Below are 24957 nucleotides of genomic sequence, written 5' to 3'. Positions count from 1 at the left end.
GATCCTGATGATCCGGCGAAAAAGAGCCTGCGAAGTGCAAATGCCTGCTTTGGGTGTCGCAGCGGAGAGCGTGAAGGGGAGCGCCCACGTCGCCCCTTCCCTCACCCGGGTCGCGGGCGTCGGGCGCCGCCTGGCCGCGCTGCTCGCGCCCGCGCTCCTCGTCGGGTGCGGTTACACCGAGTTCGAGTGGCAGGCCCAGCTCGACAGGTCCGAGCGCCTCCAGCGCGACCTGCAGACGAGCCAGCAGCGCATCCGCCAGCTCGAGGAGGAGGTCGCGCGCGGTGGCGCCGCGGCGCCGTCGAGGGAGGATCCGCTGGGCGCCGAGGGCCTGGACCTCGGCGCAGGGGTTCCGCGCGGCGAGGCGGCCGGGGCGCGCCCGCCGTCCGATCGCGACAGCGGCGTCCTGCGGGCGTTCCTCCCGGTCGCGGCCGGGGAGGTCACGGTCGCGCCGCGCGACGGGCGCGTGGTCATCTCGATCCCGACGCGCTTCCTGTTCAAGGGGAACCGCGACGCGTTCTCCCCGGCGGGAGAGAAGACCCTGCGGGACATCGCCGCGATCATCCGCGGCCAGGAGGCGTTCAAGGGCCTCGGCTACCAGATCGTCGGCCACACGACGAGCGGCGCGCCGGGCGTGGCGTGGCGCAACGGCTGGGACGTGACGGTCGCCCAGGCGCGCGCGGTGCTGCTCTTCCTGGCGCAGCCCAAGGAGGCGGGCTTGCCCATCGCGCGCCTGAGCCTCGCGGCCTTCGCCGACCTGGCGCCTGCCGACGCGGGCGGTGGTGCGCCCGCGCAGCCGGCAGATCCGCGCCTCGAGATCGTGGTGGAGGGGACGGCGCAGTTCGTGGAAGGCCCGACCGGCGAGGCGCGCCCCACTGGCGCGGCACCCCCGGCTGGCGCGGCACCCCCGGCTGGCGAAGCCCGCCCGACTGGCGCGGCACCTCCGGCGGGCACGGCATCTCCGGCCGGTGCGGCACGCCCGGCTGGCGCGGCACCTCCGGCTGGCGCGGCACGCCCGGCTGGCGCGGCACCCCCGGCGGCCGGCGCGAAGGGCGCGGACGACACGTACCCCTGAGAGGACGACCTGCGCGCCGCCGCGGCGCCCGCCGCGGCGCCCCGCCGCGGCGCGCCCGTCAGGCGCTGCGCAGCGCCTCGACCCTTCTCCTGAGCGCCGCGGCGTCCCCGAGCTCGCCCACGACAGCGCGCGCCGCCTCCGACGCGGCGCCCGCCGCGACGTCGTGGACGCGCGCCCGCAGCCGCCGCCCGCTCGCGACGAGGTAGGCCGCCGAGAGCGCCGCGGCCACCTCGCGGTCCGCGCCGCCTTCCTGGAGGAGCGACTCGGCCAGCGCGCAGAGCGCCTCGACCGCCTTGGCCACCTGGGCGCCATAGATCGGATGGGCCGAGTCGACGCCCTGCTCGTGGCACGTCGCGAGGCACAGCGCCGTGCTGGTGAGCCGCCCGAGGTCGGTCGGCTCCCCGCGCTCCCAGAGCCCGGATGCGAGCTGCTCCTCGAAGACACGCCCCAGGTCGTCCCCCTGGGTCCCCGCCGGAGCAGCGCCCGGAGCCGGGGCGGCGACCGACGCGGGCCCGGACCGGCGCGGCGGTCCCGCGGGTCCGCCCGGCGCCGCGGCGCCCACGGAGGCATCGTCGCGCGCCGAGCCGGCCGCGCCGCCCTCGAGCGGCGGCGCCGCGCTCGGCTGGAACAGCTGCTTGGCGCGCGACCAGAGGCCGCCGGAGGTCGACTGCGGCCTGAGCGCGGGCGCGGGCGCCGCCGCAGCGGGCGCCGCGGGCGCGGACGCGACGGGCGCCGCGGGCGCGGACGCGACGGGCGCCGCGGGGGCTCGGGCCATCACGGGCTGCACGATGCCCGTCAGCTTGGGCCCGCGGCCGCCCCTGAACGGCCCGGCGAACGCGGCCGCCGCCATCACCGGGCCGCGGTGGCTGGACATCCCCCACCCCGCCGGCGCGCTCACCGGCACGGGCCGCGCCTCGGGCTGCCCGTGGGCCCGCCGATCGCCCGTGCGCCGCTCGATCACCACGAACGACGCGTGCTTCGACGCGACCCGGTGCCGCACCGAGAGGTCCACGATGCGCTTCCGCATCGCCTCGGCGCGCTTGCCGGACAGCCCGCGCTCCGACTCCTCGAGCTCCCGGACCCGCGCGCCCGCCCACAGCGCCTCGAGCCCCGGCCGCGACGCCTCCGCCGCGAGCTCCACCGGCACCTCGAGGTAGAAGCGCTCCCCGCGCAGGCTCCCGCGCAGCTGGAGGCGCCCGGTCCCCGGCGCGCTGTAGCGGCCATGGAGCACCCACGGCTCGCCGTCAACGAGCGCGGGGAGCTCGGCCGGCGCGAGCTCGCCGACGTCGACCCCCTCGAAGCGCGCCTCGATCCCGGCGACCCGGACCGCCGTCGCCCGCGCGAACTGCGCCGTGACCTTCTCGTCGATGCGCTCGCCCGGGTGGATGAACTCCGCGGCGCCCTGCGTCCGGCGCGCGAGATCGCTCACGAGCAGGTCGCTCACGTTCGTCCCGATGCCGAACGTGTAGATCCGCACCCCCTTGCCCAGCCCGACGACCTCGTCGACGATCTGGGCCTCGTTGCCCACCTGACCGTCGGTCAGCAGCACGACCACGCGGTCCCGCTCCGCGTCGCCGAGCATGCCCACGGCCTCGAGCAGCGGCTTCAGCATCTCCGTGCCGCCCGACGCGACGAGGCCCTCGACGAACGCGTCCGCGCGCTCGAGGGTCCCCTGCGTGAAGGGCACGAGCCACTGCTCGAGCGCCCGGAAATGGTTGGAGAACGCGATCACCCCGAACCGGTCCCCCTCGGCGAGGTGCCTGAGGCAGAGTCGCAGCGCGCGCCGCGCCTGGTCGATGGACTCGCCCTGCATCGAGCCCGACACGTCGACGACGAAGACGACGTCGCGCCGGGCGGACGACCGCTTCGCGTCGAACAGGTCGGGCACCACGGTGAGCGCGAAGGTCCCTTCCTGGCCCGGGGTCCTGTCGCAGACGAGGCCGGCCTGCACGCCCGGCGCGCCCGCGGCGAGCAGCACGATGTCCCGGTCCAGCGCCGCCCTGTCGCTCCGGAGCGCGACGCGCCGGCGATACCCCTCCTCGCGCCGCACCTCGATGGCGTGCGACGGGCTCTCGATCGCCACCTCGCGCCCCAGATCGAAGGCGATATCGAGGGTGATGCCATAATCGACCCGCGCGATCTCCGGGGAGATCCGATCGGCGTCGGGGACGAGACCCGTGGGCGCCGCGCCGCCGTGCGCCGTGCGGTCCCCCTGCGGCGCGCCCGGGATGTACCGGGGCGCGACCAGGGTCGGGATCATGAGCCGCAGCGCCCCCTCGTCGGCCTGGAGCCGCTGCACGAAGGCGACCTCGACGACCGTCTCCTCCCCGGGCAGGAGGTTGCCGACGCTCGCCGTGAACACGTTGCGCCGCTCCTCGTCGAGCAGCGCCGCGCCGTGCCCCGTGGCGATCGCCTCGTCGTAGGCCTGGAACGCCGCCTCCCGCTCCTTGACCTCCCCCTCGAGCCTGCGGCCGGCGCACTCCATGGCGAAGCCCGCGATGGTCGCCTCGGCCGGCAGCGGGAAGGTGTAGATCGCCTCGATCGGCCGGCGCTCTTCGTTCCTGTAGCGCTGCCGCACGACCAGGCGCGCCGCGCCGCCCATGACCTCGCCCGAGAGCGAGACGCCGAGCAGCGGGACCGGGTGGCCCTCGGAGGAGCGGAGGCACGACATCGGCGCCGGGAGCGACGGATCGGTGGACGGGTTCATCGCGAGCCTTTCGGGGCAGGGGTTGCGTAACGGGACTCGATATCGAGGGCGATGCGGCGCGAGCGCTCCGGCGCGTCGCTCCGCACGTGGAGCTCCACGCCGTCGGCGATCTCGACCCGCTCCCAGCGCTCACCGCGCGGCGCTCCGGCGGCCTGAGGCGGCGGCGCGGGCGCGTCGCCCGGGCCGGCGCAGCGGTCGATCACCGTCTGAGGCACCGTCTGAGGCACCGTCTGAGGCACCGTCTGAGGCGCCGCGGGCGGGAGCGCCCCCGCCGCGATGCGCTCGACCTCGTCCACGCCCATGCCGGCGAGGCGCGCCTGGATCTCCTCGAGCGGCCAGTGCACCTGCTGGAGCGCCTTGATGGCGCGGAGCCGGGCGAGGTGCTCGCGCCCGTAAGCGGTGTCCTTCCCGCGGAACTCCGGGGCCGGCAGCAGGCCGCGCTGCACGTAGTACCGCACCGTGCGCGGCGCCACGCCCGCCTCGCCCGCGAGATCGTCGAGCTTGTACGTCGTCACGAGGAGCATCCTGCATCGTGACACTTGAACTGTCAAGTAGACAGTAGCAGCTATTGGACGCGTCTCAGCGATCGTGCCGAGAGGGGCACGCCATCGTCTCGGTCGCGTCGAGATCGTGCGAATCGTGCCAATCGTGCCAAGAGAAGCGCACGTCTCCGTCTCGATCGCGTCGAGATCGTGCCGAGGGGAGCTCGCGCCCCGCTCGCTCGTATTTCCTCGTCGAGGACACCAGCCGGCGTCCATGGACAGTCCCGGGGACATGTGATGTCCTGAGAAGTTCGGGCGTACCGACCTTTGCGCGAAGGAGCGGGTGCCGTGAAGGCATCAAGTGTTCTGAGGCGGAGGGACGAGGAGGATCGCGGATCGCATGAAGCTTACAAAATTTGCGCTCTTTGGGATGATCGCTCTCGCGGGGTGTGTGGGAGAAGAGGGGAAGGAGGAGGAGGAGGAGACCGGGCGGGTAGAGCTGAGCCTCATTGGCCAGGCGGCGTCGGGGAACACGTACCGGCTGCGCGACGGGATCGTGATGGTCCAGGGGCCTGAGGACACGATCTTCTTCAACACGGAAGACGATCCGAACCGGTTCCGCCTGAGCGCGCAGGTGCCGGTCGGCAGCTACTTCACCTTCCTCCAGGAGGGGTGGCGGCTCGAGCGCCTGAACCTCGACAGCACGGTCGAGCAGGTGCAGGCGCAGTTCCTCTCGCCGAACCCCCAGTGGTTCGACGTCTTCCCGGACCAGAACACGACCGTCGCCCTGCGGTTCCGCACCGGCGGGGACGACGTGGTCCTCGATCAGGGCTCGTTCGACATCGTGATCGACGTCGAGGAGCAGCCCGCCGAGGCCACGCTGTGCACGACCGACAGCGACTGCGCGTCGGGCCAGACGTGCTGCCTCGGCGGCTTCATGGGCACCTGCACGCGGCTCGAGCCGGGCGCGACGTGCCCGCTGCCCGACCTGACGGTCTCCGCGGACGTGGCGCAGTTCAGCCTGAGCATCGGCCACGAGGCCTTCCCGGTCGACAGCTGCGCGATCGTGGAGGGTTGCATCGGCGGGGCGGGCGATCGCCGGCTGATGCGCTTCTCGACGCAGACGCCCAACGTCGGCGAGGCGGACATGATCCTCGGCGACCCGACCTCCGTTCCGGGCTTCGAGTTCTCCTCGTGCCACGGCCACTACCACTTCGAGGGCTATGCCCGGTACGAGCTCGTCGACGGGACCGGCACGGTCGTCGCGACCGGCCACAAGCAGGCGTTCTGCCTGCTCGACAGCTCGCCCGTGGGCGTCCCGGGGGCGCCGACCACGCCCCGCTACCACTGCGGCTTCCAGGGCATCCAGCGCGGCTGGAGCGACGTCTACCACTCCAGCCTCGACTGCCAGTGGGTCGACATCACCGGCGTGAGCGCGGGGGACTACCTGCTCCGCATCTCGATCAACGCGGATCGCACGCTGCCGGAGAGCGACTACGACAACAACACGGTCGAGGTCCCGGTGACCATCCCCGACGACGGCCCGCAGGGCCCGGCGGACCCGCTCGCGGCGTGCCCCCTGCCCGACGCGGGCCAGTGGCGCGACTGCGGCTGGTCGATCGCGCCCGGGTTCGAGGGCGTCGCCTGCACCCCCGGCGAGTCGATCACCGTCGGCTGCGGCTGCGCGGGCGGCGCTTGCGCGTCCGATCCGATGATCCGGGTCTGCGACGGCGCCTCGGGCTGCACCCAGGCCACGGCGATCGTCTCGGTTGACGACACCTGCGGCCGGTGCCCGCAGACGCCGTTCGTTTGCCCGGAGAGCGGCGTCTACACGGTGCTCGTCGGCTCGTACGCCTCGGACGCGCCGTTCACGTGCGACGTCGCCGCGGTCCCCGCGGTCCCCGCGGTCACCCCGTAATCCGTCTCCCGGCTCACGGCCCGCCCGCGCGCGTGCTACGAGAGCGCCGCGCGGGCGGCGACGCGCTCGCGGGGTGACGGCGCGTCGTTCATCGAGCGCATCGAGCGCATCGCGCGCGTCGCCTGTCCGCCCGGAGGAGACGCGATGCATCCCATTCGAGAGAGCGACCTGCCGCCCGTCAAGGAGCTCACCCGAGCGTTCTTCCGGGCGGTGAATCCCCACGTCGAGCCGGCCGAGTTCGAGGAGAAGTGGGGGTCCGCGCTGCGCTCGCCGATGCGCTTCATGCGGAGCTTCCCGCAGGCGTGGCACGTGGATCTGCTCGACGTCCCGCGGAGCAAGGTGCCGGGCGGCCGCTGCCTGTGCTTCGGCGACGCGCACCCCGACAACTTCGGGCTCATCACGTTCACGGTGGGGCCGCGCTACGTGTTCAACGACCTCGACGACTCAGGCCCCGGGCTCGCCGCGCTGGACGCGCTGCGGTACTTCACCGTGCTCCGGCTCCTGCTCGACGACAGGAAGGCCCTCGGCGAGCTCATGGAGCTGTACGAGGACATGCTCCAGGGCAAGGAGCCGTTGCGCGAGCTGCCCGAGGCCCTGTACCCCGACGTGGCGGCCAGGGACGCGCGCCAGCTCGCGAAGTGGACCGAGGGCGAGGCGTTCCGGTTCGACGACGCTGCGCTGAAGCTGTCGCGCGCGGACTCCGCCACGGCGGGGCGGCTGCGCGAGGCGCTCGGTCAGCTCGACGCGCTGGCGGACGTCGAGGTGATCGAGCTCGCCCACCGCGACCGGGACTCGGGCGGCTCGGGCGGGCTCGAGCGGTACCTGGTCCTCGCGCGGGAGCGGGGCGAGGCGCGGCGGCTGCGCCTCCTCGAGCTCAAGGAGACGACGCACGCGGCGACGAGCTGGAGCTGCTTCCTGCACGAGGACGAGGACAGGCTCGCGCGGGCGAAGGCATCGGTATGGCAGGGCCTCGAGGTGCCTTTCTATGTCGAGGTGCAGGTGGGCCGGAGCGTCTACCTGCTCCGGGACCGCCTCGGGCGGGCCTCGGTCGACATCGAGAAGCTCGCGAAGCGCGATCTCCGCGCGGTGCTGGAGGCGCAGGTGAGCATCCTCGCGCGCCAGCACGCGGCGGCCTTCGCCGGGCTCGACCTGCGCAAGCTCGACGACTGGCTGAGCGAGAGCCTCCAGGTGCTGTCGAAGCGGTGGCTCAAGGCGTACGAGCGGGCGCGGAGGGGGTGACGGGAGGGCGCGGCGCCGGGCTCAGGGGACACCGGGACGTCGAGCGCTTCCGTGGCGCATGAGGAATGAGATCGCGGTCCGGCGCTACTCGCCCGGGCGCGAGCGCAGGATCTCCGCTGCCCGCGCGAGCCACGCCGCGGGATCGCTGGCGTGATAGGGGTGCTCCGAAGGCTCGATGTGGTCGAGGAACTTGCGGTAGATGACCGCCTGGCGGGCAGCGGCGACGGGCGCGAGCAATCCGGCGGCGCGCTCCGGGTCGGATCCGGGGATCGCGGCGCGCCACGCGCGGCTCCAGAGGCCCCGGATCGGGCCGACGGCGCCGGGCGGGATGGCGGCAAGGAACGCCGGCTGATCGAGCAGAGGGTGTCCGACGCCGCTGTCGCCCCAGTCCAGCAGCGCGGCCGACGTCGCGTCGCCGCGCGCGTTGCCGGGGTGAAAGTCGCCGTGAACGAGCGTGTCCGGCAATCCGGTCTCGGCCAGGCGACGGAAGCGCTCCGGCAGGTCGTCGACGAACCCGGCCAGGGTCGTCCGATCGAGGGCGGACAGCCCGGGCGTCCGCTCCAGCGCGTCCGCGATGAGCCGGGCGAGGGCCGGCGCGCGCCAGTCCGGCAGCCCGAGCGCCAGGAGGTCGTCGACCTGCCGGCTCATGTCGCGCTGCAGCCCGACGAGCAACGAGACGAGCCGCTCCAGGATCGGCAGCTCGGCCTCATAGAGGTCGTCTCCCGGGATCTCCCGCATGAGGATCCGCCGGCCGTCGTGGCCGAGGAGCGCCGGCACGCGCCGGCCCGAGAGCTTCGCGAGCACGGCCCCCTCGTGCCCGAAGAACGGCGGCACGTGCTTCAGCCAGAGCGTCTCGCCGCGAGCCTGGAGCCGCCACAGGCTCGACAGGTTCCACGACCGGATCTGCTCGGCGGGCGCCGTCCGCTCCAGGCCGCGAGCGCGAAGGACCGAATCCGCCCAGGCGAGGTCGCCTGAAGGCCCGCCCGGCCGGGCCCACGGCTGCCGGAGCGGGTGGTCGTCGAGGGCCGCGTGCCACGGAGCGAGGCCGGGCGGCGGCGCGCCGACCTCCGCGAGGTAGGTGACGGCGCCGCCGTGTGGACACGGGAGCTCGGCGCCGAGCATCCGGAGGACCGTCACCTCGATGCCGTGGTGCTCGCGGGCTCCCCGGACGACCGAGCTGGCGTCCTGCCACCAGGGCGTCGCCACGGGATAGGGCGGCAGCGCGCCCAGGAGCTCCCCCGCGGCGGTGACGAGGACGAGCCGGGCGAGGCGCGGAGGTCGGGGCGGCATCGGGCGATCATAACGAAAAGCCGTGCCGGGAGGCGCCGCCCGGCGCGCCGCGTCGCGGCTGAGCCATGGTCGGCGCGCCCCCGCGGCGGCGATCGACGCTCATCGGAGGCCGTAGCTCGACCCGCGTCGCTCATTCATGAGGGCACGCCAGCACCTCCGGCGCGCTCGTGCCGTGCGTGCCCACGCCCGAGATGAAGTTGTCCTCCGGGTGGAAGAGGACCGCCCCGCCCGTCGGACCCGACAGCCAGCATTGCTGCTGGATCGAGATCGATTGCCTCCCGCGCGAGGCGTCACAGCGCGCGATCTCGCCGCCATGGATCCTCACATCGCTGGCCTCGATCCTGATCCCGGGATAGGAGCCCGACGTCGGGCGCAGGACGTTGTTGAAGATGAGCGGGCTCTCCAGGGTAACGCTCCCGACCCGGGCCGAGCCCGCGGGCAGCGACGTCCGCGAGCTGAGGTACATGCCGTAAAAGCCGTTGCCCCAGGACCAGAGGTCCTGGAGCTCCACGCCGGTGCCCGCCTGGATATGGACACCATGGGTGCCGTTGTAAGCAGACCTGACCCGCTCCAGCCGGATCGACGTCGGTCGATACGCCTCGACAGGGCTCGCCATGACCACGCCGGCGCCGCCGTTGTGGTGGAAATAGCTGTCCCGGATCAGGACGTTGGCGGGCACCGGGCTGGGAATACCGGGGGGAACGCTGACCTGGGTGGCGATCCACAGGCCGTGCCCGTTATGAACAGCCGCGGATCCATCGCCTCGATGAACGAGGCTATGATGGACCTCGCAGTTCCGCACGGTCACATTGGCGGTGATGATCTTGATCGCGGCAGCCGAGACAGGGCCGTCGATGTTCTTGATCTCGCAGTTCTCCACGAGGATCGGGGGCGTGGGATGATACCCGGGGATCGAGGCCAGGTAGATGCCGCCCTTCGGTACGCCGTCCACGATCACGTTCCGGATCACGCCCCCGGATCCCATGGCGAAGGTGATCCCATCCAGGTTGGCCGGCTTGCAGGAAGGCAGCTGGGGCGCGAGGGGCGCGTACCGCATGATGACGTTCTCCACCTCGCAGTCCGAGCAGCGGTTGAGCTGGATGCCGCTGTTGGCCTTCTTTCGCGGCCCCTCCGTCAGCTCGATCTGCAGGTTGCGGATCCAGAGGCCCCAGACCTCCTCGACGCCGTCCCCGCTCCTCGAGGCCTTGTGGACCTGGATCGCCCCGGGGAGCTGCTCCGGGTTGCAGGGGATCGCCACGAGGGTCGCCGTGTCGGGATCGCCAGGGCCGGCGTCCGGCGACAGCTCCGGTCCTTCCAGGGTCAGCGCGTCGTGCTGGGGTCGGAGCGGCGTGCGCAGCACGTAACGCCCGGCGGGGAAGGCCACGGTGCGCCTGTAGGAAGGCAGCGACGCCGCGCACTCGATCGCCCGCGCAATACCCGGGCTGTCGTCGACGTTGGCGCTGTGGTCGACCGAGGTGTCGGCGGAGAACGGCCACTCCGCCGGCCTCGAGAGGTAGGGCAGGACATCGACGACGCCCCGGCCGACGGACCCCGGAAGGCAGCAGCCCTCCCCCTGGCAATCGTTCAGGTCCTCGTGCAGCGCTGCATCGCCCGCGCACACGCCGCTGGCAGGGCAAAAGGGTCCGGTGCAGGTCGGCGACTCGGTGGCGTAATCGGGACAGCTCGTGCCTGTATATTCATCTGCCGTGAACGGCGGTTCGTTGGTGGACGCATCGAGGCTGCAGACGTCCGGGTACTCGATGCGCCTCCCCATGGCCGGGTGATAGCCCCACTCGGCGCCGGAGCCGCTGAATCCAGGAGGGGGCGAGACCGCCCCGGCCGGGGCGGAGGCGAGGGCGAGCGAGGCTCCGATCCAGGCCCTCACGAGCCGCTGTGTCGACAGCATACTTTGCTCCGTTCTTTGCGTGGGGTCGTGCGGTTACCGTCCGACGGAATGAGCAAGTACAGAAGTCGAGCGAAGCCTTGCTGAGCAAACACGAGCGCGCTCTTGCGGGAGATCTCCGCGACGCGGGGCCGTAGCGCCGCGGCCTGCCTCCGGCATGAAGGATGTTCCCGGGCCGAACGACGTATCGCGGGCGCGATGCACCGTTCGGCCCACGAGGCGGCCCATCGTCGCCCCCATCGTCGCCAGAGGGCGTGTGGTCGTGGGGATGAGCGAGTCCCCCGTCTACCCGGCCGGCAACGGCAGAGGCCATGTGCGCCGGGCGCCGCGGCGTCAGCGGGGGGCGAGCCGTGGCGGAGCTAACAGTATCACGCCGGAGGGCCTGGTCGAGGCGGACTGGCGCCGTCAGCGCGCGCTCGACCTCGTACACCGGACATAACCGCTGCGCCGCTGCCGGCGCCCTGCGTGCGAGGCGATCCTCGGCGCGAGCAGCCTACTTCCTCGCATCCAGGAACAGGCCTCCGTCCAGCCGCCGGATGCTCGACGGCAGGGCGGACAGGAGACCCGCGAGGATCATCGTCACCCCCATCACGCGGAGGCTCCCGGCCCCCCGCAACACCTCCAGGACGGCGCCTGTCGCCGCCATTCCTATGGACTGGAAGGCCTGGGTCACCGTCTTGGCCGTACTTCCGACGCGACCGACGAGGTCGCGCGGCGTCGCGAGCGGGAGGAGCGTGTAGTACGAGACGGTCATCGTGCCGAACGCCGCGCCGCCAGCGACCGCGAGCAGCGCGAACAGGAGCATGCGTGCGTTGCTGCTGCCCGAAGCGCCGCTCACCGCGATGAGCACCGCGCCATAGACCACCACCCCGGTGAGGAGGACGACCCCGAGACGCTCCTTCGGGACGCGTGACACGGTGAACGCGCCGAGGATCGAGCCGGCGGCGAAGATCGACATGGCGAGCCCCACCCAGCGCATGTCGACGTGGAGGTCCTTGCTCACCCAGAACATCATGACCGGGATGATCCCCGCCGTGGCCACGGTGACCGCGCTCCAGAGGAGGATGATGGAGCGCAGCAGACGGTGGCTGGTGACGAACCGCACGCCCTCGGCGACCTCGCGACCGAGCGACTTCCTGGCGCCGCTCCGCGCTCCCGGGAGGCGCGGGAGCGCGCAGAGGGCGGCCGCGGAGACGAGGAACGAGCAGGCGTCGACGGCGAGCGTGCTGGCGGCGCCCATCCGGGCGACGAGCAGCCCGACCAGCGCCGGCCCGACGACGTGCGCCGCCGCCTCGATGATCTGCAGTAGCCCCATCGCGCGGGGCAGGTCCTCGCGACCGACGATCTCCGGGACCGCGGCCGTGTACGCCCCCGTGTAGAGCACGCGAAGCATCCCGAGCGGCAGCGCGACGGCCATCGTGACCGTGAAGACGTCGAAGCCGAGCACGTGCGCCAGGGGGATGAGCGCGGTGAGGAGCGCGCTGCCGACGTCCGCGGCGAACATCGTGATCCGCTTCTCGAGCCGATCGGCGAGCGCGCCCGCCACGAGGCCGAAGCAGAAGCTCGGCGCCGTCTGGAGGACGCCGACCACCCCGAGCTCGATGCCCGAGCCGGCTTGATCCAGGATGAGGAGCGGGACCGCGACGCGCGACACGACGTCGCCCACCATCGAGACGGCTCGGCCGGCGACGAACAACCGAAATGGCCATTGCTTCAGCGGCCTGACCCGCTCGTTCATCGAGCGGCAGCTCCGCGGAGCAGGCGCGAGAGCTCCGCCGTCTCCGTGTCGGGACGCTCCACCGCCACCTCCACGATCGTGTGAAGATCACGGGCCATCCGCTCGACGGTCGCGCGATCGAACAGGTCGGTGCTGTACTGCCAGAAGCCGCTCAGCGCCCCGTCGCGCTCGGTCCACTCTAGCGTCATGTCGCGCCTCGTGGTGCCGGGATCGAGGCTGATGGCCTCGACGTCGACACCTGAAAAACTCAGCCGAGCCGGAGGAGTGTTGTGGAGCAGGATGCTGATCTCGAAGAACGGGGTGCGGCTGTCGTCGTATGCGGGGCAGACAACGTCCAGCACCTTCTTGAACGGCAAGTCCTGATGAGCGAACGCGCCTAGCGTCACGTCGCGTACGTCCGCGAGCAGCGACCGGAAGGTACCTTGAACCCTCGCCCGGAGCGGCAGGTAGTTCAAGAAGAGCCCGACGACCGCCTCGATGTCCGGGTTCCCCCGGTTCGCGGTGACCGTGGTGACCACGAAATCGCGCTGCCCCGAACAGGTCGCCAGGAGGATCTCGAACGCCGCGAGGAGCCCCGTGAAGAGCGTGGTGCCTTGCTCGGCGCACAGCCCTTTCAGGGAGCGCGTGAGCGCTCCGGACAGCGCGACCGGAACCTTCGCCCCGCGAAAGGACGGAGCCGCCGGGCGGGGGCGATCGGTCGGCAGCTCGATGGCCGGGGGAGCGCCCGCGAGGTGGTCCCGCCAGTAGGCGAGGCCTCGCTCGAAGCCGCCCCGCCGCTCCCGCTCGCGCTGCCACACGGCGTAGTCTCCTTGATGGACAGGGAGCTCCGGCAGCGGCGGAGGCCTCCCCTCCGCGACGGCCTGGTACAGGACGCTGCACTCGCGCGCGAGGATCCCCATCGACCAGCCGTCGGTCACGATGTGATGCATCACGAGGAGCAGGACGTGCTCGCGCTCGCCGCACGCGAGCAGGCTCACCCGGAAGACGGGCCCTCGCTCCAGGTCGAACGGCCGTTCGATGAACCGCCGTGCAGCGGTCTTGATCGCGTCGATCGAGCGCTCGCTCGGGGGCAGCTCCGCTCGAACGAACTCGAAGTCGAGGTGCTCGTGCACCACCTGCGCGGGCACGCCGTCCTCCACGACGAAGGTCGTGCGGAGCGCCTCATGGCGGTCCACGAGGAGCCGGAGCGCCGCCTCCAGCACATCGGGGCGCAGCGGCCCGACGAGCCGGAGGGGCGCCGAGAGGTTCCGGGCGCACTTCGTCGGGTCGCGCTCGTGTTGCCGCCACATCCACTCCTGCGCGATCGAGAGCGGCAGCGGGCCGGTGCGCGGCGCGCGCGGGATGCGCTCCGCGCCGGCCTCGGCCCGGCGCCGCCGCTCGAGCTCGCGCTCGAAGAGGGCGCGCTTGGCCGGTGAGAGGCTGCGCAGCGCCTGCTCCAGCTTCTCGCGGCGAGCTTCATCCATGAGCGTCGCTCGCCGGCTGCTGACCCGCGCCGTCCCCGCGGCCCGCGATCTTCCGCACACGCTGGACGACGCCGCGAGAATAGAACTGCCGCGCGAGGTAACGGTTCAAGCCCCAGACGAGCAGGTGCGGCGCGATCGGGAGCGGGCGAATGACGTCCACGATCAAGACAGCGCGGCTCTCGTCGCTCTCGTTGATGACCTCGTGCTCCCAGCTGTCGTCGAAGAGCACCGACTCCCCTTCGGCCCACTGATAGTGGCGATCCTTGACGCGCATCGTCGGCGGCGATGTCTCGGGGACCATGAGCCCGAGGTGATAGCGGAGCATCGTCTTCGTCGGCCCGCGGTGCGGCTTGATGTGTTTGTGCGGGTCGAGGATCGAGAAGAACGCCTGAATGAGATCGGGTATGCCCGAGAGGAGCCGGGCCGTCTCGGGGCAGCGCGACGTGTTCTCCACGAGCTCCACCGGACCGGGCGCGTAGAGCATGAAGACCTTCCAATCGCGGCCGTCGTCGGACTCGGAGATCCGCTTGTTGACAGGATCGATCTCGTGGTATCTGGGGATGTTCTTCCTCGATGCGCCGAGGACGCCCGCGAGCTCCCGCCGGATGATCGGCCAGCTCTCATCGAGCCGCCGGAGGCTCGGGCATAAAGCATCGATGTCGTAAAACACAGGACGGCGATCACCCCCGATGTATCCATCGAGGTACGAGTCGATCTTCCTTCTCAGGTAAAGACCAACATCGCTATCCAGTCCGCTGAAGCGCGCCATCGTTTGGCTCCTTATACGTCCGCGGTCATTCACGTGCAAGCAAGTTCGACGCCACGAGATCTGTGGCATGTTCGCGAGATAGCCCGGTCAGGAGCGCCATCGCTTCTTCCTCGGAGAGGGCCTCGATCTCGCGCAAGATCGTCTCTTCCAAGCCCTCTTCGGCGGGCATGAGCTCGTCGACCAGCGCGCGCGCCAGCGCCAGCAAGGAAGACGACTGAAAGATGAGACGGAACGGGATGCTCATGGCGAGATCGCGACGCAGGCGGTTGACGAGCTGCGTGGCGATGATCGAGTCGACTCCGAACTCAGGGAGGCGCGCCTCTGCCGGTACGTCCGCCGGCGGCATCTTGAGCAGGGCTCCCAGCTCTCGTTGGAGATGCGCGAGGACGAGCGGCGCTCGCTGCGACGGCGGCGCCTCCGACAGCGCGGCGCGGAGGCCCGTCGCGCGCACGCCGGCGGCGACGGCGAGATCCAGGAGGAGCGGAGAGGAAGCGCGCCCGCCCTCGAGCGCCGAGAGGTTCACGTCGGCGGCGATCACCTGCGGCGGGCCGCCGAGCGCCATCTCGAAGAGCGCGAGCGCGTCCTCGACCGAGAGCGCGCGGACCGCCTGCGCGGCCAGGGCGTCCGCGACCTCGGGGCGCGCGGCCATTCCGACGTCGGCCCATCGACCCCAGTCAATCGAGACCCCCGGCAGCCCGGCGGCGCGGCGCGCGTGCGCCAGCGCGTCGAGGAACGCGTTCGCCGCGGCGTAATGCGCCTGGCCAGGAGCGCCGAAGACGCCCACCGCGGAGGAGTACATGACGAAGAGATCGAGAGGATCGCTCTTCGTCAAGCGATGCAGATTCCACGCGCCGAGCACCTTCGGAGCGAGCACCTTGAGGATCTGCGCCTCGGCCAGGTTCACGACGAGCGCGTCGTCGACGACGCCGGCTGTATGGATCACGCAGCGAAGCGGCGGACCCGCCTTGCGGAGCGCGTCGAGCGCGCGCGCCAGCGCCTCGGCGTCGGCGACGTCCGCCTGGACGAGCTGGATCCTCGCGCCCCGCGCCTCGAGCGCCGCGATCGACGCGCGCCCCGCCGCCGACGGCTCGCGCCGGCCGAGGAGGGCGATGTCGCGGGCGCCGCGATCCACGAGCCTTCCGGCGAGCGAAAGCCCCAGCCCGCCGAGACCGCCCGTGACGAGGACGGTCCCATCGAACCGCGGAGAAGGACGCAAAGGCGACGCGCCCGAGGCGCTCACGACCCGCTGACCGAGACGGCGGCCGCGCCGGAGCGCGATGCGGTCTTCGTCGCCGGCCTCGAGGAGCTCGTCGATCAGCAACGACACATCCGGGTCCGCCGGATCGGCGTCGATGAGGGTCGTGCGCAGCTCGGGCCACTCGTGCGCGAGGGCGGCGCCGAACCCCCACGAGAGCGACTGCGAGAGCCCCGACGCGGCCACCGGCTCCCCGGGTCCGGGCGGCGCGCCTTCGGCCGCGATCGGCTGCGCGCCGCGCGTCATCACGAAGAGCTGCGGGTAACGAGACGGGGTGAGGGACAGGAGCGCCCGCGCGAGGTGGGTGAAGCTCACGCACCCGAGGCGCGCCGCCGCCAGCAGGCCGTTGTCTTCGGCGGCCGTCTCCGGGACGACCCACGCGTGCACGACGCGGTCGAGAGCGAGGCCGCCGCCGACGCCCAGCTCCACGAGGAGCCTCCGGAGATGGTCGGCCTCGGCGGGGTGGATCTCGTAGCGGTCTGCGCCGACCTGGCGGTAGCTCGCGCCCGGGCTCACGCGCACGACACGACCACCGCGCGCCTCGAGCTCCGTCCCCACGCCGTCGCCGAGCGGATCGTTGGCGAAGAGCAGGCACGTCGAGCCTTCAACGCGGCGGTGCCCGCTCGCGCCGCGCCGCGAGGGCCCGAGTTCGCGCCAGGCGAGCGTATAGAGCAGCGATGTGAGCGGATCTCCGCGTTCGGCGCGCGAGGCCGGAGCGAGCCGCACGCCGCGCGCTTCCAGGAGCACGCGCCCTCCCCGATCGAGCAAGCGGACGTCACCAGACAGCGTTTGCCCCTCGGAGCCGGCACCGGTGACGTGGACCCAGGCGGCGCGCGCCGCCGCGTCCACCGACACGAGCTGCTCTATCGCTGTCGGCACGTACACTTCGGCGTCGTCCGGGCGGACAGCTAGCTTGATGACATCGAACGCTCTCTCGAGGACCACCGGGGGGACGCGGAACTTCCTGCCGACTTCCGCGCCGTCCAGATCCAGCTCGGCCAGCGCCTCGCCATCACGCTTCCGCACGCGCGGCGCGACGAGCTCCGGGCAGCGCTCGGCGGCGGCGGCGACGGACACGCGAGCGATGGCCGCGGCTGGCTCGACAGAGCCGGGCTCCGGTCGCATTCCCGCGAGGAGACGACCGGAGGCTCGCTCTCGCCACGCCGCCGCGTCGTCGGCGCGAGACGCGATCCGGAAGAGCGGCGGCGCGCCGTCGCTCTCGGGCGAGAGGACGAGCTGCAGGTCGGCGCCATCCGGCCCATCGTCGATGGAGCGGGCGAAGCGCATGTCCGTCAGCGTCGCGCCTTTGCCTCCGGACGCGCTCGCCGCGGCCTCGAGCACCATCTCGACCAGCGTGGCGGCGGTAGGTCGACGGTCGATACCCGACTGCCAGACGTGCAGCCCCGGTACGGAAGAGACCTCGATATGGGAGGCGAGCAGCGGCGCGAGCGCTCCGGTGGCCCTGCCCCGCTTCACCGTGTGCTTTTGCCGCTGCCAGGCGTAGGTCGGCGCCGGCACCGTCCGGCGCGTATAGGGGCGGTCGAAGCCGCGCCAGTCGAACTCGACGCCGGCCGCGTAGAGCTGCGCTATCGCATCCGCGATCGTGTCCCAGTCGTCATGGCCTCGCCGCAGCGACGCCACCGACAGCCCCTCGGCCAGCCCCGTCGCCAGCAGCGCCGGGTGCGGTCCGAGCTCCACGAACGTGTTCACCCCGCGCTCGCGCAGCGTCCTCATGCCCTCCGCGAAGCGCACCGCCTCCCGCGTGTGCCGACTCCAGTACTCCGCGCGCGTCACCTCCTCCCCCGCCTCGCGCCCCGTCACGTTCGACACGAGCACGCTCCGCGGCGCCGACATCCGCACCTGCGACGCCGCTCGCTCCAGCCCGCCCAGCATCGGCTCCATCAGCTCCGAGTGGAACGCGTGCGACACCTTCAGCGCCTTCGTCCTCAGACCGCGCGCCTCCAGCTTCGCGCACGCAGTCCGAAGCGCCGCCTCCCGCCCCGACAGCACCACCTGCGTCGGCCCGTTGTCCGCCGCTACCGACACACCGGGCTCATCTCCGAGCGCCTCCCTCACTCGCTCTATGGACGCCTGCACCGACGCCATCGCGCCCGCCTCGCGCAGCCCCGCCATCAGCCGCCCGCGCTCCACCACCAGCCGCAGGCCATCTTCCACGCTCATCACGCCCGCCACGCACGCGGCCACGTACTCGCCGACGCTATGGCCCATCACCGCCTCGGGCTCCACTCCCCACGACCGCCACAGCTCCGCCAGCGCGTACTCCACCGTGAACAGCGCAGCTTGCGTGTGCTCCGTTCGCCCCAGCGCCTCTTCGTCCTCCCAGGGGATCTCCACCACCTGCGCGCAACGCTCCACCGCCGCCCGGTACACCGGCTGCGTCGCGTACAGCCGGCGGCCCATCCCCGCGTACTGCGACCCCTGGCCCGTGAACAGGAACGCTATCCGCCTCGGCTCCGCCTTGCCCCGCGCCACCGACCCGGCCTCCAGCCGCTCGAGCAGCTGCGACCGCGTAGCCCCCACCACCGCAAGCCGCTCCTCGAAGTGGCTACGGCACGCTCCCGCCGTGTAGCAGAGGTCCCCTACTCCCTCGCTCTCCTGACTCCGCAGCTGCTCGACATAACGGACGCGCAGCGCCTCCAGCGCCCCCTCGCTCCGGCCGGACAGCGCCAGCACGTGCACCGGACGCTCGATATCGCCCGCGCTCGCAAGGGCCGGCGCCACATTGGCCCCATCGGACCGCGGGGCTTCCTCCACGATCACGTGCGCGTTCGTTCCCGACAGCCCGAACGAGCTCACCCCCGCGCGCCGAGGCCTCTCACCCCGCGGCCACGCCACATCCTCCGACGCCACCACGAACGGCGTCCCTTCCAGCGAGATCCGGGGGTTCAGCGCGCGAAAGTGGAGCTGACGCGGGATCCGCTCGTGGTGCAGCGACAGCACCGCCTTCATCAGCCCCGCAATCCCCGCCGCCGCTTCGAGGTGCCCGAAGTTCGTCTTCACCGACCCGAGCACGCACCGCGAACCGTCCGCGCGCCGCGCGCCCAGCACCTCCCGCAGCGCCTCGTATTCGATCGGGTCGCCCAGCGACGTCCCCGTTCCGTGCGCCTCCACATACCCGATGTCGCTCGCCACGAGCCCCGCGTCCTTCAGCGCATCCCGCAGCAACGCCTGCTGCGCCAGCACGTTCGGCTGCGTCAACCCCGTCGACCGCCCATCCTGGTTCACCGCAGAGCCGCGGATCACCCCCCAGACCCGATCGCCGGCGCTCTCCGCGTCCGAGAGCCGCTTCAACACGAGCGCCCCGCACCCCTCGCCACGAACGAATCCGTTCGCCCCCGCGTCGAACGTCCGGCATCGACCGTCCGGAGACAGCGCCTGCAGCGCATAGAGGATCTCCATGACGCGCTGAGAGGCGAGGTGGTTCACGCCGCCGACGATGGCCACGTCGCACTCGCCGCCGCGGAGGCTCCGGAGGGCGAGGTGGACGGCGACGAGCGAAGAGGAGCACGCGGTGTCCACCGACATGCAAGGCCCCTGCAATCCCAGCGAGTACGCCAGTCGACCGGCCGCGAACGCCAGGCCATTGCCCGTCCCGTCGTACGCTTCGGTCTCCGAAGAAGCTGCCAGGATGGCCTCTCCGTACTCGTTCGAGGCGACACCCACGAACACACCGGTCCTGGTGCCCGCGAGCCCGAGCGGCGGGATCCCGGCGTCCTCCAGCGCCTCCCATGCGACCTCGAGCAGCATGCGGTGCTGCGGGTCGATCTTTGCCGCCTCGCGCGGCGAGATGCCGAAGAAGGCGGCGTCGAAGGTGTCGGGCGCCTCGAGGAGGCCAGCCCAGCGGCCCTCGGGAGGGCGTTCGTCGGCGCCTTCGGGCCAGCGCGCGCGGGTCTCCACGACCGCATCGACCCCCTGGCTGAGGAGGTCCCAGTAAGCCGACATGTCATGCGTGCCGCCTGGATACCGGCAACCCATGCCGACGATGGCGATGGGACGCTGGCGCTCCTCCTTGAGAGAGGCGACCTCGCGACGGAGGCGCCTGAGCTCGACGGTCGCGTCCTCGAGCAGCTTGCGAACAGCGGGCGGTGTCGATGTCGTCAACTCACTCCGTCCTTCCTAGCGAGAGCTCCTCGGCGAGCGAGGCGACGAGCTGATCGTCCGAGAGGGCGCGCACGTCCGCGAGATCTCCGTCGACCTCCAGGTCGGTCACGACGACCGGAGCAGCCGTGTCGGCGGCGCCCGCGTCTCCCCACTTGTCCGCGAGGTGCCGCACGAGCTGAGCGACGGTCGGGGACGTCCAGACGAGCGTGGCAGAGAGCCGCAGGCCCAGCTTGCGCTCGAGCCGATTCCGGAGCTCCAGCCCCGTCATGGAGTCGAGCCCGAGGGTCTTGAACGGAGCCCCCTTGTCGATGCTCGCGCCATCCATCCGCAGGATCTGCCCGAGCTGCTCGCGAACGAACCGCTCGAGCAGCACGACGCGCTCGAGGGGGCCCGCCGCCGTGAGGGCCTCGTGCAGCCCGCGATCGACCTGCGCCCGACCTCGCCTCGCCTGGCCCGCGAGCTCGGACCAGGTCCGCGAGCCGGCGAGCTGCGGGTAGAACTCGATCCACTGCCGGACGTCGATCGGCAACACGCCCACCTGCGCGCGATCGTCCGCGAGGAGGGCGTGCAGGATCTCGGTCCCTTCCGCGGGCGTGAGGCCGCGCATGCCCCTGGCTTCGAGGCGCGCTCCTCGCCGCGCCTCCGCCGCGGCCTGCCCGACCTCCGAGAACGCGCCCCAGTCGATGCTCAGCGCCGGCAGGCCGAGGCCGCGACGGTGGTGGGCGAGCGCGTCGAGGAACGCGTTGGCGGCCGCGTAGTTCGCCTGTCCAGGCGATCCGATGAGCCCGGAGCCCGACGCATAGAGCACGAAGAAGTCGAGCGGCAGATCGCGCGTCAGCTCGTGAAGGTGCCATCCGCCGAGCACCTTCGGCCCCATCGCGCGCGCGAAGTGCTCGGGCGTCTGATCGGCCAGCATCGCGTCGTCGAGGACGCCGGCGGCGTGAATCACGCCGCGGAGCGGGGCGTGCTCCGCGCGCAGGCGCGCGAGGAGGGCCTCCATGCCGGCGCGCGAGGCGACGTCGGCGGCCACCACGGTCACGCGGGCGCCGGACGCCGAGAGCGCCTCGACCTTGTCGCGCTGGGCGCGCGTCGTCGCGCCGCTCCGGCCGAGGAGCACGAGATCGCGGGCGCCGTGCTCGACCATCCACGACGCCACCGTGAGGCCGAGGCCGCCGAGGCCCCCGGTCACGAGGTAGCTCGCGTCGGACCGCAGCTCGGCGCGCGCGCGATCGACCGGCGCCGGCGGCGGCGCCTGGCGCTCGAGCCGGCCGACGAACCGCGACGCCCCACGCAGCACGATCTCCTCCTCGTCGCCGTCCGCCAGGAGCTCGTCGGCGAGGCCCCTCATCTCGTCCGGCGAGAGGTCGCCCAGATCGACGAGCGTACAACCGAGCTCAGGGTGCTCGCCGCGGATCGTGCGGCCGAGCCCCCAGAGCATGCCTCCCGCCGGCGAGGTGACGGGCTGGCCGCCCGCGGGCTGCGTGCCGCGCGTCACGATCCATACGCGGGGCAGCTCGCGTTGCCGCGCGTTCGTGAGCGCGTGGACGGCGCGGAGCACCGCGCCGCACCCCGCGACGCGGACGCGCTCGAGCGCGGCGTCGCCCTCGTCCTGCCGGCTCGTCGCGACGACGTGCACGAGCCCCGCGACGCCTCTCTGTCCGGCGACGCGCTCCAGGTCCTCGGGGCGGACGTGCTCCGCAGTCGCGCCCGCCGCCTCGAGGTGCGCCTTCAGCCCGGCCGCCACGGCGCCCTCGTCGCCCACGAGGAGCCAGAGGCCGCTGCGATGACCTCGCTTTTCGAGCGGCGCGCTCTCCCATCGCGTGCCGAGGTAGAGATCGCTCCGCGGCGCTTCGAGGCGCTTGACGCTGAGCCCCAGCACCTCGACCTGCGTCCTCCCCGCGTCGTCGAGGAGGCGGATGTCTCCCGTGCCCTCGGCGCGCAGCCGCACGTGGCTCCACACGCTCGCGCGGAGGGACCCGTTCTTCATGCGGACCGCATCCATGCCGACCGGCACCATGGGCCCGTCCATCGTGCCGGGCGGCAGCGCGGCCATCAGCACGTGCAAGCAGGCGTCGAGTAGCGCGGGGTGCAGCACGTAGCCGTCGGCGGCGGGAGGCTCCACCTGGCCGAGCGCCTCCCGTTCGCCGGGCCACGCCCTCACGACGCCCTGGAAGGCGGGGCCGTACTCGAGCCCGTGCTCCGCCAGGCGGCCGTAGAACGCCTCGCGGGAGATCGCCTGTCCGAGCCGCGAGCGCACGGGATCGAGCGGCGCGTCCTCGACGTCCCAGGCGCCGGCCGCGCGCAGCGTACCCCGCGCGTGGCGCCTCCAGGTCGTGCCCTCCAGGCTCGAGACCTGCCAGGAGACCACGCCACCTTCCTCGATGGCGACCGTCTGAACGGTGCGCGGCGGGCCGTCGAGGACCAGCGCCTCCTCGAAGACGAGGTCGGCGACCGCCCATGGATGGCTCCCGCCGAGCTCTCGGCCGATGGCCAGCGCCATCTCGACGTACGCCGCGGCGGGGAGGAACGCGGCCCCGTCGACGCGGTGGTCATCGAGGTAAGCGAGGTCGTCGAGCCCGAGGACGGTCTCCCAGAGCCGGATCCCGCGCTGCGTCGACAGGCTCTGCCCGACGCCGAGGAGCGGGTGACCTCTCCGCGGCGCCCTCGCGCTCGGCGCAGCGTCGAGCCAGTAGCGCTCGCGCTGCCAGGGATAGCCCGGTAGCGATACGACGCGCCCTTCAGGGTAGAGGCGCCGGAAGTCCACGGCTGCGTGCGCTTCGTAGAGCCGCGCATAGCTCTCGAGCAGCCGCGCCTCGGCGCTCTCGTCGCGCCGCAGGGAGCCGACCACGAGCGCCTCGCCGCCGCGCGGTGCCAGCGCGCGGAGCCCATCCTCCACGGACGCGACGAGCACGGGGTGCGCGTTCACCTCGATGAAGGCGCCGTGGCCGTCCGCGCGCAGCCGCTGCAACGCATCCCAGAACCGCACCCGCTCGCGCAGGTTCTGCTCCCAGTACGCCGCGTCGAGCGGTCGCTCGATCCGCTCGCCCGTGACCGTCGAGTAGAACGGGACCTTCGGCGCGAGGCCGGCGAGCCCGCTCAGCTCCTTCAGGAGCGGCCCCCGGAGCTCTTCCATCTGCGGGCTGTGGGACGCGTAATCGACCTTCACGCGGCGGCAGAACACCCCTCGTTGCGTGAGGTGGCGAGTCACCTCCTCGATCGGCGCCGTCTCCCCCGACAGGACGACCGTCCGCGGCCCGTTGACCGCCCCGACGACCACGCGGCCCTCGTACCCCGCGAGAGCGGCCTCCGCCTCCTCCGGCGCGAGCTCCACGACCGCCATCGCTCCACGACCGCTCTGGCCTTTGACCAGGCGGCTGCGCACGGCCACCACGCGCGCCGCTTCCTCCAGGCGGAGCGCCCCCGAGACGTAGGCCGCGGCCGCCTCCCCCATGCTGTGACCGATGACCGCCGAGGGCTCGACGCCCCAGGACCGCCACAGCGCGGAAAGCCCCACCTGCATCGCGAACACGGAGGGCTGGATCACGTCCACCTCGGTCAGCTCGCCCGCCTCGCCCTCTCCGCGGAGCACCTCCGTGAGCGACCACGCGACGTGCTTCCGGAGCGCCGCCTCGCACGCCTCGATCGCCTCGCGGAACACGCGCTCGCGCGCCAGCAGCTCGCGCCCCATGCCGCGCCACTGCCCGCCCTGGCCGGGGAACACGAAGACGACCTTCCGGGTCGACTCTGCTTCCGTCTCGATCGACGCGTGGGTCGCGCGGCCTCGCGCCGCCGATTCCAGGAGGCGCGCGAGGTCCGCTCCCGTTTCGCCCACGACCGCGAGTCGATGGGCGTGGTGCGTCCGGCGCGACAACGCCGTGTAGCAGAGGTCGCCTATCTCGCTCGCAGCTGCTGATCGCAAGCGGGTCGCGTAGCGCTCCGCCAGCTCCGCCAGCGCCGACGCGCTGCGCGCCGACACGGCGAGGACGTGCGCCGACCGCGACGCGGAGACCTCCGGCGCCCGCTCCAGCGGCGCTTCCTCCAGGATCACGTGGGCGTTGGTGCCCGAGATCCCGAACGAGCTCACCCCTGCGAACCTCGGCGCCGACCCCCGCGCCCAGGGCACAGGCTCCGACGCCACGCGCAGCCCGAGCTCCTCCCAGCCCACCGTCCGGAGCGGCTCCTCGACGTGCAGGCTCTTCGGGATCTGCTCGTGCGCCAGCGCCAGCGCCGCCTTCAGCACCCCTCCCACCCCGGCCGCCGCCTGCGTGTGCCCGATGTTCGACTTCAGCGACCCTACCACCAGCCGCTGCTCGCCCCTCCGGCCCTCACCCAGCGTCGCTCCCAGCGATTGAAGCTCGATCGAGTCCCCCAGCGGCGTCCCCGTCCCGTGGCCCTCCACGTAACCCACCGCCGTCCCCGGTATCCCCGCCTGCTCCAGCGCTCGCCGGATCACCGTCTCTTGCGACGGGCCGTTCGGCGCCGTCAGCCCGTTCGACCTGCCGTCCTGGTTCACCGCGCTACCCCGGATCACCGCAAGGATCCGATCCCCGTCCCGCTGCGCGTCGCTCAGACGCTTCAGCACCACCATCGAGCATCCTTCGGCCCACCCGACGCCGTCCGCGGCGCTGTCGTACGCCTTGCACCGCCCGTCCGACGACAGCCCGCGCAGCCGGCTGAAGTCCACGAACACCCGCGGCGTCAACATCAGCGCCACACCGCCCGCAAGCGCCATGTCGCACTCCCCGGACCTCAGGCTCTGACACGCGAGGTGCAACGCCACCAGCGACGACGAGCACGCCGTGTCCACCGTCATCGACGGGCCCTTCAGACCGAGCAGATACGACAGCCGTCCCGACGCGACGCTGCCCGAGCTCCCCGTCGCCGCATACCCGTCCAGCTTCTCGAGCGACCCGCCGCCCAGCGTGCCGTACTCCGTGTACATCCACCCCACGAAGACGCCTGTCTCGCTCCCGCTCAGCTCTCCGGCGCGCTGGCCTCC

Annotated in this window: 12 protein-coding genes (1 of these 12 only partly in view); 3 read left to right on the top strand and 9 right to left on the bottom strand. The window is 72.4% G+C overall.

The window, feature by feature from the left end; all coding sequences use genetic code 11:
• Positions 1-40: 40 nt before the first annotated feature.
• Complete coding sequence (locus WME85_RS12955) at positions 41-1072, top strand: OmpA/MotB family protein (protein ID WP_437838125.1); 1032 nt, start codon at positions 41-43, stop codon at positions 1070-1072.
• A gap of 58 nt (positions 1073-1130) precedes the next feature.
• Here WME85_RS12955 and WME85_RS12950 read toward each other — a convergent pair whose 3' ends face one another.
• Complete coding sequence (locus tag WME85_RS12950) at positions 1131-3779, bottom strand: VIT domain-containing protein (protein WP_437838123.1); 2649 nt, start codon at positions 3777-3779, stop codon at positions 1131-1133.
• Positions 3776-4303 (bottom strand): helix-turn-helix domain-containing protein, encoded by a 528-nt coding sequence (locus WME85_RS12945; RefSeq protein WP_437838121.1) that lies wholly within the window; start codon positions 4301-4303, stop codon positions 3776-3778. The genes WME85_RS12950 and WME85_RS12945 overlap by 4 nt, the downstream gene beginning before the upstream one ends.
• Positions 4304-4661: 358 nt before the next feature.
• Here WME85_RS12945 and WME85_RS12940 point away from each other — a divergent pair, with 358 nt between their 5' ends.
• Positions 4662-6179, top strand: a complete 1518-nt coding sequence (locus WME85_RS12940; RefSeq protein WP_437838119.1) for a lysyl oxidase family protein — start codon at positions 4662-4664, stop codon at positions 6177-6179.
• Positions 6180-6323: 144 nt separating this feature from the next.
• Positions 6324-7418, top strand: a complete 1095-nt coding sequence (locus WME85_RS12935; protein ID WP_437838117.1) for a hypothetical protein — start codon at positions 6324-6326, stop codon at positions 7416-7418.
• 84 nt (positions 7419-7502) lie between these two features.
• Here WME85_RS12935 and WME85_RS12930 read toward each other — a convergent pair whose 3' ends face one another.
• The 7 genes from WME85_RS12930 to WME85_RS12900 form a co-directional block, all read right to left on the bottom strand.
• Complete coding sequence (locus tag WME85_RS12930; protein ID WP_437838115.1) at positions 7503-8708, bottom strand: phosphotransferase family protein; 1206 nt, start codon at positions 8706-8708, stop codon at positions 7503-7505.
• Positions 8709-8838: 130 nt separating this feature from the next.
• Positions 8839-10614, bottom strand: coding sequence for a right-handed parallel beta-helix repeat-containing protein (locus WME85_RS12925; RefSeq protein WP_437838113.1), 1776 nt, complete (start codon positions 10612-10614; stop codon positions 8839-8841).
• Positions 10615-11104: 490 nt separating this feature from the next.
• Positions 11105-12349 (bottom strand): MFS transporter, encoded by a 1245-nt coding sequence (locus WME85_RS12920; RefSeq protein ID WP_437838111.1) that lies wholly within the window; start codon positions 12347-12349, stop codon positions 11105-11107.
• Positions 12346-13812 carry a condensation domain-containing protein gene (locus WME85_RS12915; protein ID WP_437838109.1) on the bottom strand — a complete coding sequence of 489 codons (1467 nt, stop codon included), beginning with the start codon at positions 13810-13812 and terminating at the stop codon, positions 12346-12348. Before WME85_RS12915 ends, WME85_RS12920 begins: the two co-directional genes overlap by 4 nt.
• On the bottom strand, positions 13805-14581 hold the full coding sequence (locus WME85_RS12910) for an aspartyl/asparaginyl beta-hydroxylase domain-containing protein (RefSeq protein WP_437838107.1): 777 nt from the start codon (positions 14579-14581) through the stop codon (positions 13805-13807). The genes WME85_RS12915 and WME85_RS12910 overlap by 8 nt, the downstream gene beginning before the upstream one ends.
• Positions 14582-14606: 25 nt before the next feature.
• A complete protein-coding gene (locus WME85_RS12905; protein ID WP_437838105.1) occupies positions 14607-19958 on the bottom strand; it encodes a type I polyketide synthase in 5352 nt (1783 codons plus the stop codon).
• A 1-nt stretch (position 19959) separates the two neighbouring features.
• On the bottom strand, positions 19960-24957 hold the final stretch of the coding sequence (locus WME85_RS12900) for an SDR family NAD(P)-dependent oxidoreductase (protein ID WP_437838103.1). Its footprint extends 5529 nt past the window's final position; the window shows 4998 of its 10527 coding nt (coding positions 5530-10527); the start codon falls outside the window, past its right edge; its stop codon occupies positions 19960-19962.

This window comes from Sorangium sp. So ce1153, from assembly GCF_051521595.1.
In the GTDB taxonomy this organism is placed as follows: Bacteria; Myxococcota_A; Polyangia; order Polyangiales; family Polyangiaceae; genus Sorangium.
The sequence above is the reverse complement of the archived record's forward strand: the minus strand, read 5'-3'. Positions and strand labels throughout refer to the sequence as shown.